Annotated in this window: 14 protein-coding genes; 8 read left to right on the top strand and 6 right to left on the bottom strand. The window is 56.9% G+C overall.

Annotated elements, in window-relative coordinates; all coding sequences use genetic code 11:
* Positions 1 to 245 precede the first annotated feature (245 nt).
* Positions 246 to 2,447, bottom strand: a complete 2,202-nt coding sequence (iutA, locus tag RDN66_RS14875) for a ferric aerobactin receptor IutA (RefSeq protein WP_202218160.1) — start codon at positions 2,445 to 2,447, stop codon at positions 246 to 248.
* A gap of 530 nt (positions 2,448 to 2,977) precedes the next feature.
* On the opposite strand from iutA, the gene urtB reads away from it, so the two are divergent.
* From urtB to urtE, 4 genes are read left to right on the top strand one after another with little or no spacing between them, the layout of a single operon-like run.
* Positions 2,978 to 4,585 carry an urea ABC transporter permease subunit UrtB gene (gene urtB / locus RDN66_RS14870; protein ID WP_202216384.1) on the top strand — a complete coding sequence of 536 codons (1,608 nt, stop codon included), beginning with the start codon at positions 2,978 to 2,980 and terminating at the stop codon, positions 4,583 to 4,585.
* Positions 4,585 to 5,661, top strand: a complete 1,077-nt coding sequence (urtC, locus tag RDN66_RS14865) for an urea ABC transporter permease subunit UrtC (protein WP_035896798.1) — start codon at positions 4,585 to 4,587, stop codon at positions 5,659 to 5,661. Before urtB ends, urtC begins: the two co-directional genes overlap by 1 nt.
* Positions 5,654 to 6,445: an urea ABC transporter ATP-binding protein UrtD gene (gene urtD / locus RDN66_RS14860; RefSeq protein ID WP_123649966.1), complete on the top strand. Its 792-nt coding sequence runs from the start codon at positions 5,654 to 5,656 to the stop codon at positions 6,443 to 6,445. Before urtC ends, urtD begins: the two co-directional genes overlap by 8 nt.
* A 1-nt stretch (position 6,446) precedes the next feature.
* Complete coding sequence (gene urtE / locus RDN66_RS14855) at positions 6,447 to 7,145, top strand: urea ABC transporter ATP-binding subunit UrtE (protein WP_035896802.1); 699 nt, start codon at positions 6,447 to 6,449, stop codon at positions 7,143 to 7,145.
* 89 nt (positions 7,146 to 7,234) lie between these two features.
* On the opposite strand, the gene RDN66_RS14850 is transcribed toward urtE, so the two are convergent.
* Positions 7,235 to 8,143: a LysR substrate-binding domain-containing protein gene (locus RDN66_RS14850; RefSeq protein WP_308537949.1), complete on the bottom strand. Its 909-nt coding sequence runs from the start codon at positions 8,141 to 8,143 to the stop codon at positions 7,235 to 7,237.
* A gap of 137 nt (positions 8,144 to 8,280) precedes the next feature.
* Between RDN66_RS14850 and RDN66_RS14845 the strand changes: the two genes are divergently transcribed.
* Together RDN66_RS14845 and RDN66_RS14840 are read left to right on the top strand one after the other, a co-directional pair.
* Positions 8,281 to 9,474 carry an MFS transporter gene (locus tag RDN66_RS14845; RefSeq protein ID WP_202216382.1) on the top strand — a complete coding sequence of 398 codons (1,194 nt, stop codon included), beginning with the start codon at positions 8,281 to 8,283 and terminating at the stop codon, positions 9,472 to 9,474.
* Between the two features lie 12 nt (positions 9,475 to 9,486).
* Positions 9,487 to 10,668, top strand: a complete 1,182-nt coding sequence (locus RDN66_RS14840; protein WP_202216381.1) for an amidohydrolase — start codon at positions 9,487 to 9,489, stop codon at positions 10,666 to 10,668.
* A 51-nt stretch (positions 10,669 to 10,719) separates the two neighbouring features.
* Here the strand turns inward: RDN66_RS14840 and RDN66_RS14835 are convergent, their stop codons facing one another.
* Positions 10,720 to 12,978: an FAD-dependent oxidoreductase gene (locus tag RDN66_RS14835; protein WP_202216380.1), complete on the bottom strand. Its 2,259-nt coding sequence runs from the start codon at positions 12,976 to 12,978 to the stop codon at positions 10,720 to 10,722.
* A gap of 62 nt (positions 12,979 to 13,040) precedes the next feature.
* Here RDN66_RS14835 and RDN66_RS14830 point away from each other — a divergent pair, with 62 nt between their 5' ends.
* A complete protein-coding gene (locus RDN66_RS14830; RefSeq protein ID WP_035897827.1) occupies positions 13,041 to 13,733 on the top strand; it encodes a hypothetical protein in 693 nt (230 codons plus the stop codon).
* Here the strand turns inward: RDN66_RS14830 and RDN66_RS14825 are convergent.
* The 3 genes from RDN66_RS14825 to RDN66_RS14815 form a co-directional block, all read right to left on the bottom strand.
* Entirely contained in the window at positions 13,705 to 15,036 is a 1,332-nt protein-coding gene (locus tag RDN66_RS14825) for an MFS transporter (RefSeq protein WP_202216379.1), read from the bottom strand. The two genes, RDN66_RS14830 and RDN66_RS14825, sit on opposite strands and share 29 nt — an antisense overlap.
* A gap of 320 nt (positions 15,037 to 15,356) precedes the next feature.
* On the bottom strand, positions 15,357 to 16,247 hold the full coding sequence (locus RDN66_RS14820; protein WP_202216378.1) for a dihydrodipicolinate synthase family protein: 891 nt from the start codon (positions 16,245 to 16,247) through the stop codon (positions 15,357 to 15,359).
* A gap of 122 nt (positions 16,248 to 16,369) precedes the next feature.
* Positions 16,370 to 17,257, bottom strand: coding sequence for a MurR/RpiR family transcriptional regulator (locus RDN66_RS14815; RefSeq protein ID WP_035896732.1), 888 nt, complete (start codon positions 17,255 to 17,257; stop codon positions 16,370 to 16,372).
* A gap of 321 nt (positions 17,258 to 17,578) precedes the next feature.
* Here RDN66_RS14815 and RDN66_RS14810 point away from each other — a divergent pair, with 321 nt between their 5' ends.
* Positions 17,579 to 19,069: an MFS transporter gene (locus RDN66_RS14810; RefSeq protein ID WP_035896729.1), complete on the top strand. Its 1,491-nt coding sequence runs from the start codon at positions 17,579 to 17,581 to the stop codon at positions 19,067 to 19,069.

Raw genomic sequence — 19,069 nt, 5'->3', positions numbered from 1 at the left:
CCTGTGGGCTGACCCGGCCTACGGGAAACGCTTCGGCGATTTAGACGCCACCAAAAACCGTGCGGTCTTTAAGTTAACGGCAAAAAATACACGAATGTCACTGAAACCGATGAGTCCCCCCTTGGCCCGTTCGCCGGTGATGGAACTTCATATTCCACCCGACGTAAAGTGAACGGAACCCTTCACCTCACTAACAAATATCAGTTTTTTTCGCCCTAAGCCGAGCTAACAGCGCAACTCTTCCATCAGAACAGCACCGAATAGTTCAACCCAAACGTCCGCCCACGACCTTTGTAGTCATACAGCGAAGCCGGGCCATAGCCTGGGCTGTAGTACATCGGCGCACGCTGACCCCACACGGTGGTGTAATCACGGTCGAAGAGGTTTTCAACGCTAAAGCTCAGCTTACCAACCGGCAGAGCGTAGCTGCCGAGCAGGTCTATAGTGGTGTAACCATCAATCTCATTGCCCGCTTCATCACGCAGCTTAAACGACGTTGTGCTCTGTACGCGCAGGCTCCATGGATCTGGCGCCCAGCCGATATAGGCGGTGGCTTTCGACGGACTCGCGACCTTCACGTCATATTTTTCCCAACTGCCGTTCACCTTCGACTCGGTTTTCAGCACGTTGAAGTTACCGCCGGTGCTCCAGTTGGTGTCTGGAATAAAGTAGTCCACCGCACCTTCCACGCCGTAAATGCGACGTTTGTCGTCTACGACGCTGATGGTCAGATCTTTATTCGCCTTCACGTTCTTATCAGACAGTGAGTAGTAAGCCGCGATTTGGGTACGCAGGTTGTCACCGGTGTAGCGCCAGCCAAGCTCATAAGAGTCAACTTTGATGCCCTGTAGCTTGCTGTCACTGACGTTGACGCTGTTGGTCAGAGCCCGATGGCCGTTCACCGCCGCCGCATAATCGCCGCGACCGTAATACTTGCCCGGATCCGGCAGCTCTACGCCCTGCGAGAAGTTAAACCACGTTTGCTGGCGCTCGGTGATGTGCATTAACAGACCGGCGTTAAACAAGTAGTTGTCGTAGTCCGTCGAACCGCCAGGAATCGCATCGGCAGATTTGATAGCGCCAGACGCAATTTGCTCCTGTACGGCGTAACCGACGAAATCATCGACCTTGTTTTCGGTGTACTGGTAGCGCACGCCGCCGCTGAGGGTAAAGATCTCGTTGATGTCGTAGCTTGACTGTAAAAACGCCGCCAGGTTGCTGATGTCGTAGGAAGGATAGCGCCCGGTAGTGTAAATCTGCTGGTTGTTCATCCCGCCGGAAGCGTTCGCCAGATCTTTATTGAAGTACATCTGGTTTGAGGTAAAGCGCTCGTGATCGGCATCCAGCCCGTAGGTGAGTTGCCAGCCATCCAGCGGCGTACTGTTCAGCGTCAGTTTGGCGCCGTACTGATTGGTTTCCTGTTGAGATGACGAGAGGCTGGTTAACTTCATATTCTTGTCGACGGACGGGAACGGGTAGAACTTAAGGGACTCATCGCGATAGTAAATCTGCCCGACCAACTCCTGACCAAGGAAGCTACTGTTGGAATACTGTAGGCTCATCAGGTGGCGTTCGGTGCCCGGAATACGATCGGAGTTCATCCCGCTGCTGACGTAAGGTTTGGTGGCACCGGTAAGCGCGGAGAAGTTTTTCCCCAGATTCAGGCCATAATCATCATCGCCCTGGCTCTTGTAGTACTGGGTCACCAGCTGTAACTGCTGGTTTTCATCAATATTCAGCGTCCCGGTGCCCATCAGATCCAGACGGTCGGAATACTGTAGCCCGGTCTGGGTGTTGTCCAGCAGGGTGGCGTCGCCGTTGCCGTCGTACCAGCCGCCAAACTTCTGATAGGCCACCGACATGCGCCCGGAGATATGTTCGTTACCGCCGGAGACGGCGCTGGCGATACGCTCGTCGTGATCTTTACTGCTGTTAAAGCCGCTCTTCGTTCCCGCTTCAAACTCAACCTGGGTTTCCGGCTGGCCTTTTTTGGTCACGATATTGATAAGCCCGCCGGTACTGCCGCCGCCGTACAGCGAAGTGGCGCCGGAGATCACTTCAATGTGTTCGATATTGAACGGGTCGATGGAGTCGAGCTGGCGGCTGTCGGTGCGCGATGAGTTGAGACGCACGCCGTCAATCAGCACCACCAGCGGGCGACCGCGGACGTTCATGCCGTAGTTGGTGCGGCTCTGGCTGCTGACGTCCAGGCCGGGGATCAACTGGGCCAGCGCGTCTTTCAGCTCTTTACCGCCCTGAATCTGTTGTTCCAGTTCGGCATTTTCGATAACCCAGGTGGTTTGCGCCATCTCGGCTACGGTGCGGTTATTACGGCTGGCAGATACCACCATATTTTCGTCATCGCTTTGTTGGGCGACGGCGGGCGCCATCATGGCAAGCAGCAAGGGGTTAAGCGCCCAGAGAGTATATTTCTTATTAATCATCATCATTCCTGCGCACGGGCAGACAACGATCGGCCCAAAGATGCGCGTAGTGAGTTAAAGAAGCAGCGCGGTGCTGCATGTTTCCCGGCAAGCGGCGTTCGAGGGGAACGGCGATTGCCTGAGACTGTTACTACCGCGTCCGATAGCGGGGAGGATCGGCACGCAGCAAGTGAGGCGAAAAAATAAAAATGGGAAGTTTGTAGATAACGTTTCTCATTATCAATAACTGATTTTGATAGTTGCATATTCCTTCACACTTTGAATAATTTTTTTTCGTCCTGAAATAACCACGCAAATAACATGGAATAAGCGGTGGGATGGATATAAATAATTATTTTGACTCGCTGCTTAACCTATTTATTTTCCCTATGACGAACTGCGCTATTACCGTGCGCGGATGTGCTTTGGCGGTGCGGTGGAATATTTAATGATGACGTTGTTTTTATTTTAATTTGATTAAAATCAGTTCCTTATATATTTGGCACGGGCATTGCTAATTGAATTCCATCTTGTATACCAACAGGAATTCAACGATGAATATAATAACGGGACAACGCGCGGCGCTTTACTTCCCCGCCTTGCTCTTTCTCCTTCTCCTTTTAAGCGGTCTGTTGACCAGCCTTCCGGCGCGAGCCGGTGCGGCGGCCGATTATGGTCATGCTAGCCGCACCGAGCAGGCGCAGCTGCTTCAGGCGTGGGCGGCCGCACCGCAGGCTGACCGTTTGCCGCTATTGCAGGCGCTGAGCCAGGAAGCGGTGGTGAGCGATGCGCAGGGCCAGCTGTTTACTGAAAAAAATGGCCAGTTAACGCCGCTGGAAGGGAGTGCTGCACCTTCTGGTAGTACCAAAAAAGTGTTTATGAATAACCGCATTCGCGGACTGGTGGCCAGTGCGTTAGCCTCGCACCAACTGGTCAGCAACGACGTAAAAGTGCGTCTGAACGCCGCGCTCACCTTGCAAAATAGCGCTCAGCAGGACCAGCTACCGATGCTCAGACAGCGTCTGGCGGTGGAAACGGATGCTGGAGTGCACACCGCGCTGGCAATCGCCGTTGCCAATTTACAGCTCTCCGATAGCCGGGCCGAGCAGCGCCTTAGCGCCGTGAAGCTCTTAGGCGAAGCCAGCGACCCGCAGGTGCAGGCGAGCCTCAGCCGACTGACTCAGCCGCAAAATGAACCCGACCCGGCGGTGCGCGCCGCCGCTGCCGAAAGCCTTAAGCAGGTACAGCAGCGCCTGAAGTGGGGCGACTGGCTTGGGCAGGCGTTTAGCGGCATTTCGCTCGGCTCCATTTTGCTGCTTGCTGCGCTGGGGCTGGCAATCACCTACGGCCTGCTGGGCGTTATCAATATGGCCCACGGCGAAATGCTGATGCTTGGCGCCTACGCCACCTGGATGGTACAGGACGCGTTTCAACGTCTGGCGCCGGAGTGGCTGGCGCTGTATCCGCTGGTGGCGCTGCCGGTATCCTTCTTTATCACTGCGGCGGTGGGGATGCTGCTGGAACGTACCATCATCCGCCACCTCTACGGCCGCCCGCTGGAGACGCTGCTGGCAACCTGGGGGATTAGCCTGATGCTTATCCAACTGGTGCGCGTGCTGTTCGGCACGCAGAACCTTGAAGTGGCGAACCCTTCCTGGCTCTCTGGCGGCTGGAATGTGCTGCCAAACCTGGTGCTGCCATACAACCGTATTGCGGTGATCCTCTTTGTGATTGGCGTGCTGGCGCTGACCTGGCTGCTGCTCAACAAAACCCGCCTTGGCATGAACGTGCGAGCGGTGACGCAGAACCGCCGCATGGCGGACTGCTGCGGGGTGCCCACCGGACGTGTCGATATGCTGGCGTTTGGCCTCGGTTCCGGCATTGCCGGGCTGGGTGGCGTGGCGCTATCGCAGCTTGGCAACGTCGGCCCGGAACTGGGGCAGGGGTACATCATCGACTCCTTCCTGGTGGTGGTCACCGGCGGCGTGGGGCAACTGGCTGGCACCGTAGTCGCCGCGCTGGGGCTGGGCGTGCTGAACAAAGTGTTGGAGCCGCAGATAGGCGCGGTGCTGGGCAAAATTGCCATTCTGGTCCTGATCGTGCTGTTTATTCAGAAGCGGCCGCAGGGGTTGTTCGCATTCAAAGGGCGGGTAATTGACTGATGAGCCAACCTATTACGTTAACTCTCGCGCGGCGTGCGCCGCGATTGACCTGCTCGCTGGCGGCGCTGGCGCTGGTAGCGCTACTGGTACTGCCGTTTCTGGCATTGCTGCCAGCGGAAAACCCGCTGGCTATCTCAACCTACACGCTGACGTTGATGGGCAAAATCCTCTGCTATGCGGTGGTGGCCGTGGCGCTGGATCTGGTCTGGGGCTACGCCGGGCTGTTGTCGCTGGGCCATGGGCTGTTCTTTGCCCTTGGCGGTTACGCGATGGGGATGTACCTGATGCGCCAGGCTTCGGGCGACGGTCTTCCCGCGTTTATGTCGTTCCTGTCGTGGACCGAACTGCCGTGGTTCTGGGCCGGCACCCAGCATTTTGCCTGGGCACTTTGTCTGATTATTCTCGTCCCTGGCCTGCTGGCGCTGGTGTTCGGCTATTTCGCCTTCCGCTCACGCATTAAAGATGTGTACTTCTCCATCATGACTCAGGCGCTGACCTACGCCGGGATGCTGCTGTTTTTCCGCAACGAAACGGGCTTTGGCGGCAATAACGGCTTTACCGGTTTTACTACGCTGCTGGGTTTCCCGGTGTCAGCGACCGGCACGCGCATCGCGCTGTTTGTCGCCACCGTATTGTTGCTGGCGGGGTCGCTAGCGATTGGCCTGATGCTCACCCGCAGCAAGTTTGGCCGGGTGCTGACTGCGGTTCGAGACGCGGAAAACCGCCTGATGTTCTGCGGCTACGACCCGAAAGGCTTCAAGCTGTTTGTCTGGACGCTCTCCGCCGTACTATGCGGGCTGGCGGGCGCGCTATACGTGCCGCAGGTGGGGATTATTAACCCCAGTGAAATGTCGCCAACCAACTCGATTGAGGCCGCCATCTGGGTAGCGCTTGGCGGGCGCGGCACGCTGATTGGCCCGATCCTCGGCGCGGGGATCGTTAACGGCGCGAAAAGCTTCTTCACCGTCGCTTTCCCGGACTTCTGGCTCTTTTTCCTTGGCCTGATGTTTATTCTCGTCACCCTGTTCCTGCCGCGCGGCGTGATTGGCCTGCTCAAAAGGAGAAAGCATGACTGATTCCCTGTTCACCCAGCCGCAGCCTCAGGACCGCTACCGCGATACCACCGACCCGGTGCTGCAGCTGGAAAATATCAACGTCAGCTTCGACTCGTTTCGTGCGCTGACCGACCTATCGCTGTCGATTGGCGTCGGTGAACTGCGCTGCGTCATTGGCCCGAACGGCGCGGGAAAAACCACGCTGATGGATGTGATCACCGGTAAAACCCGGCCGGACAGCGGCAAAGTGACCTACGACCAGAACGTCGACCTGATGGGGCTGTCGTCGGTGGAGATTGCCCGCGCGGGTATTGGCCGCAAATTCCAGAAGCCGACGGTGTTTGAGGCGCTGAGCGTAATGGAGAACCTCGAAATTGCGCTGAAAATGGATAAATCGGTCTGGACCTGCCTGCGCGCCACGCTTAATGGCACCCAGCGAGATCGTATTGACGAAGTGCTGGAGCTGCTGCGGCTGACCGCGCATCGTCATCGCCCGTCCGGGCTGCTTTCCCACGGGCAAAAGCAGTTTCTGGAAATTGGCATGCTGCTGGTGCAGGAACCGCATCTGCTGCTGCTTGATGAACCCGCCGCCGGGTTGACCGACGCTGAAACGGACTATATTGCCGAACTGTTTCGCGGGCTGGCGGGCAAGCATTCGCTGATGGTGGTGGAGCACGATATGGGCTTTGTCGAGACCATCGCCGACCACGTCACCGTGCTGCATCAAGGGCAGGTGCTCGCCGAGGGCTCGCTGCGCGATGTGCAGGCCAATGAGCAGGTTATTGAAGTCTATCTGGGGCGCTAATATGTTACAGGTGAACGATTTAAATCAGTATTACGGCGGCAGCCATATTCTGCGCGGCCTGTCGTTTGAGACCACGCCGGGCGAGATTACCTGTCTGCTAGGGCGCAACGGCGTGGGCAAAACCACGCTGCTGAAATGCCTGATGGGCATCATCCCGGCGAAATCTGGCACGTTGCATTGGCAGGGCAAGCTGATTAACCATTGCAAGCCGCACCAGCGGGTGCAGCAGGGGATTGCCTATGTACCGCAGGGGCGCGAGATTTTCCCGCGTTTGACGGTCGAAGAGAACCTGCTGATGGGGCTGTCGCGCTTTTCTGGCGCGCAGGCCAAAAGCGTACCGGAGGAGATCTACGCGCTGTTTCCGGTACTGCGTGAAATGAAGCAGCGGCGGGGTGGGGATCTCTCGGGCGGGCAGCAACAGCAGCTGGCGATCGGCCGAGCGCTGGCGTGCAAGCCGCAGCTGTTGATCCTCGACGAGCCAACCGAAGGGATCCAGCCGTCGGTGATCAAAGAGATCGGCGCGGTGATTCGCAGCCTCGCCAACCGGGGCGATATGGCGATTCTGTTGGTGGAGCAGTTTTATGATTTTGCCGCCGAGCTGGCGGACAGCTACCTGGTGATGTCACGCGGCACCATCGTGCAGCGCGGGCGCGGTAACGAAATGGAAGCGCAGGGCGTGCGTCAGTTAGTCGCGATATAACTGTGGGGTGGCCGTTGTAGGCCGGATAAGGCAACGCCGCCATCCGGCAATGTGCGCCGAATTGCCTGATGGCGCTACGCTTATCAGTCCTACCAGTTATATCCCTGGCATGCTTCGCGCAGCCGCGATAAAAACTGCTGGGCATTAGCCGTGAGCGCCGATTTCTGCGACCAGACCGCGCAATACTGCGCGGCGGGCAGGGTCGAAACCGGCAGCGTGACGATTTTCCCCTCCAGCTGCAGCGGCTGGCTCATGGCGCGGGCGACGATGGTCAGATAGTCGGATTCCAGCACCATATTCAGCCCGGTTATCACCGAATCGGTGCGCAGCGGTGCAATCGCCAACTGGCGATAAAAGTGAGACAGCTCGTTCTGTAGCTGCTGGTAGTAGCCCATTGGCGACTCCGGCAGCAGCCATTTTGCCCGCCGCAGCGCCATTAAATCCCCCTCATTTGCCAGCGGATGTCCCTGGCGCGCCATCACGCAAAACGGGGTGGTGAACAGCGGCTCAATCATCACCCCTTCCGGCGGGTGCATCGGGTCGATGGAGCCAACGGCCAGGTCTATCTCACCGCTACGTACGCCGGGCAACAGCGAAGAAAGCTGCCCTTCCTTCAGCGTGAGCGCCACCTGCGGCAGCGCCTGCTTAAAGGCGTCGGCAACGGCGGGAAAAACCGTCAGCGCAATGAGAGACGAGTAGCCGATGGTCAGCCGACCGTGAGTCGCATGGTTTATCTGCTCCACCTCATCGGCGGCGCGACGCAGCTCCTCCAGCACCCACTCTGCACGCTGCGAAAACGCACAGCCGGCTTCGGTTAGGGTGATGCCTTCTTTGCTGCGTAATAAAAGTTGCGTCCCCAGGGTTTGCTCCAGCTCACGCAACGTGCGGCTGAGCGCGGGCTGAGACTGCCCCAACTCGCGGGCCGCTGCACGAATGCTGCCGCTGCGCGCTACCTGCTTTAGCGCCAGTAGCTGGTTCACTTTTGGTAAATATTTCACCGCTTACCCCTATCAGAAAAAAGCATCACCTATAGAAAAATTACATCTTCCCGCCTTTCGGGTAAAGCGCCAGGATACGTAGGGGCAATCGTCCTCACACAACATCTATTCCAATGAGACACAAGGCGGAAAAAATAATGAAAAGTCAGTCTCAAATGATCTTTTTGCTGTTTATTGGCTACGTATTTGTCTACATCGACAAGACCGTGACCGGCTTTGCTTTATTGCCTATCGAAAAAGAGTTTGGCCTTAACGCCGAGCAACTGGGCTATATCACCGGGATCTTCTTCCTTGCTTATTCATTGTTTCAGGTGCCTGCTGGCTGGCTGAACGATCGCATTGGCTACAAAACCATGCTGGTGCTGTCGCTGGCGGCGCTGGGCATTTTCGCACTTTGCTTTGGCGCGTTGGGCGCGAGTTTTGGCCTGCTGCTGCTGTTTCGTTTTCTCTCCGGTGTGGGCCATTCCGGCTATCCGTGCTCGTGCGCCAAGGCGGTGGTCAGTAATTTCAGCGTTGAGAAGCGCACCTTCGCCCAGTCGATTTTGCTCTCATCCGCGGGGCTGGCGATGACTATCGGGCCGATTATCGCGGTGAACGCCCTGGCGATGATGGGCTGGCATACCTCGTTTACCGTACTGGGGGTGATGGTCTGCGTGATTGCCGCACTGATTGCCCTGCGCGTACCGCGCCAGCAGGTAACGCCGAGCGTGAAAAAGCAGGCCGTTTCCGGCGCGTCGCTGTGGCGTAACCCAACGGTTATCCTGCTGTTTCTGTCGATTTTCTGCGTCAATATTCCCAGCTACGGCCTGATGGCGTGGCTGCCAAAATTCTTCGTCCAGCATATGGGGATGTCGCTGTCGGCTTCTGGCTATGTGGTGGCGGCGGGCGGTCTTGGGATCTGGATCTCCTCGCTCGGCACCGGCTGGCTGGTGGGCAAATACTTCCTCAATCGCGAACCGCTGGTGATTGTGATTAGCGCCCTGCTGAGCGCCGTGGCCATTTTTTCTATCTTCCATGCTGCGACGCCGCTGACCGCCAGCCTGCTGCTGTTTGTCGGTGAGGTCTTCCTGATGTCGACGTTTGTCACTGCCTTTACGCTGCCGATGAAACGCCTGCCGGAGAATATGATGGGCTCGGCGATTGGCCTGATTAATACCGGCGGCACGCTGGGCGGCTTTGTCTCACCTATCGTGATTGGCTACCTGGTGGAGAACACCCACGGTTACGCCAGCGCGTTTACGTTTCTGTCACTGGCGATGGTCTGCTCCGCCCTGGCGGTGCTGCCGCTGATGAAGCGCCGCACCGTCGCCAGCCTGCCTGTTGTTGAGTAGAAGGATAATCTGATGAATCACACCACTGAACAGTTAATCTCCGCGGCCTTTGAAGATGCGCTGCGCTGGCGTCGCCATATTCACGCCCACCCGGATTTATCATTTCAGGAGAAGCCGACGGCGGACTATATCGCCCGCGAACTGGCGTCATTTGCCGGTCTGGAAATCAGTCGCCCGGTGGAGAACTGCGTGATTGCCGTGCTGCGCGGTGCGCATCCTGGCCCAATGTGGGCGCTGCGCGCCGATATCGACGCGCTGCCGCTACAGGAAGAGAGCGGTGAAAGTTTCTGTTCAACCGTGCCCGGCGTGATGCACGCCTGCGGTCACGATGCCCATGCGGCGATGCTGATGGGGGCGGTAAAAGTGCTCTGCCAGCTCCGCGATCGGCTGCACGGCAGCATCAAGTTTATCTTCCAGCCTGCTGAAGAAGTCCCGCCGGGCGGGGCGCGTGAACTGGTGGAACTGGGCGTGGTGGACGATGTGGAGCATATTTTTGGGCTGCACGTTTTTCCGACCAGCCCGGTAGGGACGATCGCCTTAAAAGAGGGCGTTTATGTGGCCTCCAGCGACAACTTTGATATCACCATTCGCGGCAAGGGTGGTCACGGTTCAATGCCGCAGCACTGTATCGACCCGGTGACCATCGGCGCTGAAATGGTGGGGGCGTTGCAGCAGATTGTGGCCCGCAATATCGACCCCGGCACCGCACCGGTGCTGACCATCGCCACCTTCCAGGCGGGTGATAGCTATAACGTTATCCCCGACAGCGCGCGCCTGGCGGGCACGCTGCGTACCCACAATCAGCAGGTGCGGGAAACTGTGCCGGGGCTGATGTCGCGGATTGTGAACGGCATTGCAGCGGCGCACGGCGCGGGCTGCGATATCCAGTGGCAGAAAGGCTACGCGGTGGGTAATAACCATGAGGTGACCAACACGATTGCCCGCGAAGCGATTGACCGCCACTTCCCGGCGGGTACGCTGAAGCTGGAAGAGAAGGCGCTGTTCGGCAGTGAAGATTTCTCCTCCTATCAGGAGAAAATTCCGGGGACGTTCCTGTTTATTGGCTGTGGTAATAAAGAGAAAGGAGCGACGTGGAACGTGCATAACCCGCATTTCCGCATTGATGAGGACGCGCTGGCGGTGGGGATTAAGACCCATATTGCGCTGGTGAGTCAGCTGTTGAATATTGAGTAAATTTCCCTTCATCCGCCCCCTATTCCCAAAGAGAAGAGGGGGCGTTTTGCGCTAATTGATGTTAAGCGAATAAACGGCGGGCAGCGCACCGGCTGATTTCACTAGCTCAAGCGTGATTTTTGACGCAGTCATCGGCGTCTTCAGCGTATGGTGGCAAAGCGAATGGTGGTTTTCTTTCACTTCTGTAATCAACAGGTTATCAACCCATAACCGGTAGTGGGTGACGCAGTGAGGCGTAACCGCCTCGGCATGGCCCATCTGCACGGTTTCCATCGCATTATCGAAATCGTTATCCAGCATCAGCGTCAGCGAGCGGATTGTCAGCGGCGTATCCCATTCCCAGGTCAAACGCGGTGCGGCGTCATCCGGTGCGGGTACCCAGCCGTTAGTCTGCAGTTCCGGGCGCAGGCGGCCGTTGAGCAGATTTTGCACGTTATAGCAGCGCAGCGGTGTGGCGAAACGCAGGGCGGGCATCACCTGATGAGGGCGGCGGCGCGGCACCCAGAAATCAAATGCCTCAACGCCGAAATCACCGTCAACCACCTGACGAGGGTGCTTCGCAACGCGAGCATTCTGGCTGTTGAAGACCGTCATTATGCCCGGTAGCATTAAATCGCTCAGCGCGATCTCAACGTCACTGTTGCGCTCAAAGGCGATAAACAGGTAGCGGTCGGCATCGCACTTGCCGTTAAATTCCACGCGGTATTCGCCAGCTTGCTGAACCGACAGCGTACGTTCGTCCAGCAGCGTGTCGGCGCAATAGTTGGCGGCCTTTTGGCTGCTCAACAGGCTAATTTTTACCGTCTGAGAGGCCGCTGCCCGCAGGGTAAAATGCAGCGCCGGAAGCGACTCATCTGCCTTCACTGGCAGTAACAGCGCCATGCGTTCATCCAGCGCCATCCAGCGACCGCTGGCGGGAAGTTCGCTCAACGCCATTTCACTGCTGGCGGAGACCCGCGCGCCGCGCGACGGATCGCGTAGCTGCTGGCGTGGGATATAGCAGCCGGACTGCTGCAAATGCTGCTGTAACTTTCCGATGTGATTCGCTTCCGCCAACTGCGGCGCGCTGAGCTGATGCTGCTGGCACAGCGCGGCGGCGCGGCCAACGACTTCGCCGAGTAGCCCGCAGGTACACATTACGCGGGCGCTGCCGAAGGCTACGTGAGAAGCCGAAATCAGGCGGCCGGTCAGGAACAGATTGTCCAGCGAGCGGCTGTAAAGGCTGCGATAGGGAATAGTGTAGGTGCCTTTACTGTGGAACTGGCGGCAGCCATCGTGCTGGCTGTAGACGCCGTCTGCCGGGTGCAGGTCGATGGACCAGCCCCCGTACCCCACCGCATCGTAATGGTCGCGCTGCTCAATGATATCCTGCTGGCACAGCAGATGGTCGCCGATAAAACGACGGCTTTCACGTTTACCGGGAATAGAACCAACCCATTCGATGGTCAAATTCTCAGCTTCCGGAAACTCGCCGGAGTTTTTAATGTAATTCCAGACGCCCCAGACGATTTTCCACAGCTCCCACTTAATTTGTTCGCTGTCGTGAACGGTATCAAGTCGGCCGCCCCACTCCAGCCACCATAGATCGCAGCCGTTAAGCGTTGAGGTCAAGCGTTTGTAGCGCGGAATAGCTTCAATATCCTGGAGGGCAAATGAGGGGGGCACGAACTTCACCGCTTCGCTGCTTTTACGGGTATAGAAATAGATGGAGTGACCGAGTTTGTGACCGAAATTGTCGCCAGGAGCCATTTTTTCGCCCAGCTCTTCGGCATCTTCCGCACCGATGCGGTATTCTGCCCCAGCGAGATGCCCCAGCACGCCATCACCCGTGGCATCGCAAAACTGCGTGGCTTGAATATGGTAGAAGGTTTCGTTGACGGCGTTAAAACCAGTTGCTTCGGTAATCCGCTGGCCTTCGCGGTTCACGGCATAAATGGCGGTGTTAAGCAGCAGAGTAAGGTTCTTCTCGCGCTGCGCCAAATCCAGCAGCAGTAGGTCGAACATCATCGGATTGCCTTCTTTGTTACGCCATAAATTCTCCTCGAGGATCTCGCCCATGATACCCCCCTCACGCGACCAGCGGTTGTTGTTGCCCATATGCGAAGTAGCGCCGTTAGCCCATAGACGAACTTCACTGGAGGCGTTGCCGCCGAGCACCGGTCGGTCCTGCACCAGGACCACCTGCAAACCGTCACGGGCGGCGGCGAGGGCGGCGCAAAGCCCAGACAGACCGCCGCCAGCGACCAGAAGATCGGTACGCAGCGTTTGGTGGGGAAAATCTCGTTCATAGGTTTGCTGAAAAATTTGCATAAATTGTAATTCCTGCCTTTCTGGCGATAAAATAATAGTCTTTAAAAAAATGGGATCCCGCTATGTCGTCTCAACCTAATCAAAGCCTTATCGACGGCATTCGCTGCCTGCAATATCTGGTCTCCAGCGATCGGGCTATTGGTTGTCGCGAACTGGCGCGCCTGATGGGCATTAACCCAACCCGCGTGAATCGCCTGCTGATGACCATGGCCGCTATCGGTCTGACTACCCAGGATGAGCAGCGTCGCTACCTGCCAGGGCCTGGTATCCACGCGCTGGCGGCACAGGCGATCCGCGGTTCCACGCTGTTCTCAAAGGCCCTCCCTCTGCTGGAAACCTATGCCCCGAAAGATATCGTGGTGGCCATGGGTGTCCTATGGGAGGACCAGGTTATCTACATCTTCCACTCCCGCCCCGGCAGTCATATCAGCCAAGCGCTGGCGGGATTCCATATGATGCCGGCCTGTCAGTCGGTCATCGGTATTGCGCTGCTGGCAGCAGAAAGCGATGAGGTGCTAGCTGCGCGCTTCAGTGCCGATGAAATGGCACGTATTGCGCCGTTTCTTCAGCAGCAGCGCCAGCAGGGGCACGTGGTCTGGCCGCACGATGACGGTGAGTTGTCCCTCGCACAGCCTATCCAGTTCGGTTCGCATAAAGCCGCGCTGGCCTTTGCCGGGATGTACGACGTCACCCCAGAGCAAACGGCTTCGCGGCTGGCTGAACTTGTCACGCTTTGCGACCGGTTGACGGCATAGCGCTGTCGCCGTCGAGGTCAATCTTTCCGACCACGAACAGATAAGAGCAGATCCCCAGACAGGCCAATACGGCGATGAAGCCAAGCGCTGGGGCGAAGTTGTGTCCTTCGATCAGCGCGCCGATGGCAATCGGTACAACGATGGACGAGAGTGCGCCGGTAAAGTTGAATACGCCGCCTGCCAGGCCAATCAGATGACGTGGCGCGAGAGCGGTCACAAACACCCAGGTAATTGTCGCCAGGCCGTTACCGAAGAAGGCGATGGACATAAACAGGATGATGAGCGTTGGGTTATCGGTGTAGTTGGCGCCGAGAATAAACAGCGTCAGCGCCATGCCGAGGATTACCGGCGCTTTGCGGGCAAAGCTGGTGGAGACGCCACGCCGGATCAGTCGGTCGGAAACAAATCCTGCCAGCAGCACGCCGACGAAGGCTGCAAGGTAAGGGACGGAGGCCACGTAGCCAGATTTAATGAAGTCCATATGGCGATACTGCACCAGGTACGTCGGGAACCAGGTCAGGAAGAACCAGAAGGTTGCGGAGATGGTGAACTGGCCGAAGTAGATGCCAATTAGCTTACGGCTTTTGAACATCAGCCCCAGATCCTGCCAACTGAACGGGCGCTTCGCGGCGTTCTCGCGGCTTTCCATCACGGCACCGCCCTCGCGCAGGTGATCCAGTTCGGCTTTCGATACCGATTTATGATCCAGCGGGTCGCGGTAGACGCAGTACCACAGCACGCCCCAGATCATCCCCACCACGCCGGTAATCAGAAACAGACCTCGCCAGCCGAAGAGATCCTGCACGTGGAACAACACTGGCGTCATCAGCGCCATCCCGACAAATTGAGCAGAAGAGTAGATGCCGATAGCGGTCGCGCGTTCCTGCTCCGGGAACCAACTAGAGATGACGCGGTTGTTAGACGGCATGACCGGTGCTTCAAAGGCCCCCACCCCTAAACGCAGGCCGACCAGTGAACCAAAGCTATTGGCGACGGCGTGCAGCGCGGTAATCAGCGACCAGATAAACAGCCCAACGCCATAAACCAGGCGAGAGCCAAGGCGGTCAATCAGAAAGCCACCGGGGATCTGTAGCGCGGCGTAGATCCAGCCGAAAGCAGAAAAAATTAGCCCCATTTGTAGCGGAGTAAACTGCAATTCTCCGGACATTTGCGTGGCGGCAACCGAGAGGTTGGTTCGATCCATGTAATTGATAATAATATTAATAAACACCAGGCCTAGCACAAAGAAGCGTACCCGTCCGGTTGAACGGGTGGCAGATCCTGTTATCGGTTGTTCTGACATAGTGGTGTTCTCATCATGTGAGGTTTTAAAGGGTACGAAGCGTAATATCATTGTTGTTATTGTTTCTTTTATAGAAACACTTAGTGGGATGCAAAGCGAGATATTAAGAAGTGTGATCTGTCTTAGATTTGTACAGGAATAAAACCGGTTTCAGGTTTTGGGGGAGGGAATGGATGTGGGGTTTAGTGCATCCCCCTCACCCTAACCCTCTCCCCGCAGGGGAGAGGGGACTGAATGTGCGGGCGGATGCTGCGGTACTCAAATGTTCTCCCTCTCCCTTTCAGGGAGAGGGCCGGGGTGCACGTGCCGAACCCTCACATTTAGATAAACTCAGCGGCGCGAAACTTCGCCAGCGCATCCTGCTTCTGCTCCGCCGTCATCGGGCGCAGCGGACGACGCGGGTCGCCAACGTCAATACCGTGCAGCTGCATCGCCAGCTTCCCAGCCGCCACGCCGCCGTACTGCACCAGCACGCGAATAATGGCGATCACTTTATCCATGCAGGCTGCAACGTCCTGATGATTGCCCTGATTGAAGCTGTCGATCAGGCGATGATACAGCGGTGCCGCATAGTTATAGGTGCTGCCGACCGCGCCGACCGCGCCGCAGGCCAGACCCGCGGGTAAAAACTCATCCACACCGAACGGAATATCAAACTGGCCGTTATTGACCCGCAGGCAGCGCTGGAATTCGTACATGTCGCTGGAGTTAAACTTCATCCCGGATAGATTCGGGATTTTATCCGCTGCGGCAATCAGGAACTGTTCCATGTCCAGGCTCAGCCCGGACATCCCCGAGTGATAGTAATAGAAACCTTTCGAAGGTGCGGCAGCGGCGTTGAGTCGGCAGTATTCCACCAGGTCGTCCACGTTTGAGGGCTTGAAGAAGCAAGGACCAATGACCGAGGTGGCGAAAATATCTAACGTCTCCGCATGACGGCTTAGCTCCAGCGAGTCGGCGATGCTCAGTGCGCCGGTATGCAGCGTAATGCTGAGCTTACCGTGGCTTGCCGCAACCCAGCGCTCGGCAACCTTTTTACGCTCGGCAACTGAGCAGTGGATGCCTTCGCCGGTGGTGCCAAGAACGTACACGCCCTTGACGCCCTGGCCAATGAGATGCTCGGCAATCTGGTCAATGACCGGGTAGTTCACTTCACCATGGGCATCAAAAGGGGTATGCGGTGCGGCGATAAGACCTGTTAGCTTTTCCATGTAAACCTCAATTGGTGTTTTTCTTCTTAATTAAAAGTCAAGTGAAGCATAACTCCAATTTGCGATTAAATGATACCCATGGCGAAAAGCGAGAGTATCAGAGTGTGATCGATAGCACTAAATCAGGCCTGGCGAGGCACCGTCAGCGCATCCATGGTCCGCAGCTTATTGGCCTTTGCGCGTTCCGGATCTTTTTGCACCAGCAGGGTGTAGATCAGATCCAGCACGAACAGCTGCGCGGTTTTGGTGCCGATAGAGTCGCCCTGTAGCCGCCCTTGTCGATTACCGTTAATCAGCGTGAAATCAGCCACTTTACTCAGCGGAGAACCGAGGTTGTGGGTCAGCGCAACGGTAGTGGCACCGGCATCTTTGGCCAGCTGCAGCGCGTGAGTGGTTTCCGGCGAGTGGCCCGAATGACTGATGCCGACGGCGACGTCGCCCGGTTTCAGTAAGGAGGCCTGCATATACATGAAGTGGTTGTTGGTCAGCGCGTCCACGCGCATGCCAATACGCATCAGCTTGTGCTTCATATCTTCAGCGGTGATACCGGAGGCACCCACGCCGAAAATATAGGTGCTATTGCAGGTGTACAAGGCATCAACAACCTGCTCGACCTGCTGCATATCAAGCAGATTTAGCGTCTCGGAAAGTACGTTGGCAATCACCCCTTGCAGCTTCAGGCCGATGGTATGGGCATCATCATTTTCCACTACCTCGGCATCCAGCAGGGTACTGCTGTCGTCGCTGTCGACCATCGCCAGCTCAATGGCGAGCTCCATTTTGAAGTTCTGAAACCCTTTGTAGCCGAGCAGCCGACAAAAGCGGATCACCGAGGCTTCACCGGCGTTGATCTCCTGTGAGAGATCGGCGATGGAAAGCTGCGTCACCTTGTGAGGGGAAGTCATGATGTAGTGGGCAATACGTTGTCCGACGCGGGTCAGACTGCTCTGCATGGCCCCCAGAGTATCAAGTATTTTTCCGGCTTTGACCGGTGAGTTCGGACTCTCCATTGCTTCCTGCTCTTCACGCTGACTGTGGGCATTCATGATGGGGCAGCGCCTGTTGTCAGGCAAGAAAATCGGCGTAAAAAGCGCGTAATCGCCGCCATTTTACCCGCTCCGTTGGCGAATATTGGGAATGTTGTGACCCAGATCGACTTTTCCTCCTCATCTACGCTTACCCCTATGACGTTGTTCACACATTTCATTATGCTCACTTGTGGTGCTTTGCTTCTTGTAAATAAATTAAATGGAGTTTTACTTCATTTGGGTGCGACGCACTCTTCCTCTTGGCACTTAGGTCGTGAAATTTGCTCATCACAGGAGCGCAACATGAGTGGAATTACAAAGGCCATTCCATGGTACAAACACCTTAATAAATCCCAGTGGCGGGCTTTCTCTGCCGCATGGCTTGGCTATTTGCTTGATGGTTTTGATTTTGTCTTAATTGCCCTGGTATTGACGGAAGTACAGAGCGAGTTTCAGCTCACCACCGTTCAGGCGGCGAGCATTATTTCTGCGGCGTTTATCTCTCGCTGGTTTGGCGGCCTGCTGCTGGGCGCGATGGGCGACCGCTATGGCCGTCGTCTCTCAATGGTCACCAGCATTATTCTCTTCTCGGTCGGCACGCTGGCTTGCGGCCTCGCACCGGGATACGCCTCGATGTTTATTGCCCGTATGGTTATCGGTATGGGGATGGCGGGGGAATATGGCTCCAGCGCCACCTATGTGATTGAAAGCTGGCCAAAGCATTTACGTAATAAGGCCAGCGGCTTCCTGATTTCTGGCTTTTCCGTCGGCGCGGTGGTGGCGGCGCAGGCTTACAGTCTGATCGTGCCGCTCTGGGGTTGGCGCGCGCTGTTCTTCATTGGCATTCTGCCAATTATCTTCGCGCTGTGGCTGCGGAAAAATATCCCCGAAACCGACGACTGGAAGGCGCGTCAGGCGAGTAAAACCCCGGTGCGCACCATGGTCGATATCCTCTATCGCGGTCGGCTTCGCGTGCTGAATATTGTGATGAGCGGTATGGCTATCGCGGCGCTGTGGTTCTGCTTCGCGGGTAATTTGCATAACCCGGCGATCGTTATGCTGTTAGCGCTGGTATGTACCGTCATCTTTGTCAGCTTTATGGTGCAAAGCAGCGGCAAGCGCTGGCCGACGGGCGTGATGCTGATGGTGGTGGTGCTGTTTGCCTTCCTCTATTCCTGGCCTATTCAGGCACTGTTACCAACCTATCTGAAAAGCGAACTGGGCTACAACCCGGCGACCGTGGCGCAGGTGCTGTTCTTTAGCGGCTTTGGCGCGGCGGTGGGCTGCATCGTTGGCGGCTTCCTTGGCGACTGGCTTGGTACCCGCAAAGCCTACGTATACAGCCTGCTGGCTTCCCAGGTTTTGATTATTCCCGTTTTTGCTATTGGCGGCTCCAGCATCTGGGGGCTCGGTGTCTTGCTGTTCTTCCAGCAGATGCTGGGACAGGGGATTGCCGGGATTTTGCCAAAGCTGATTGGCGGTTATTTCGATACCGACCAGCGTGCGGCGGGGCTGGGTTTTACCTACAACGTTGGTGCGCTCGGCGGCGCAGCGGCACCGGTCATCGGTGCGCTGGTGGCGCAGCACCTGAGCCTTGGCTCCGCGCTTTGCTCGCTCTCCTTTGGTTTGACCTTCGTGGTGATCCTGCTCATTGGTCTGGATATGCCGTCCCGCGTTCAGCGCTGGCTGCGCCCGGAAGCGCTGCGCACGCATGATGCTATCGACGGTAAGCCGTTCAGCGGCGCAGTGACGCGCCAGAGTGAAAAATCCGTTCCGGTTTGCGGTAAGCATTAA

The organism is uncultured Kluyvera sp. (genome assembly GCF_902485085.1).
GTDB lineage: Bacteria > Pseudomonadota > Gammaproteobacteria > Enterobacterales > Enterobacteriaceae > Kluyvera > Kluyvera ascorbata.
Note: the sequence above shows the minus strand (reverse complement) of the source record. Positions and strands in the feature narration are given on the sequence as shown.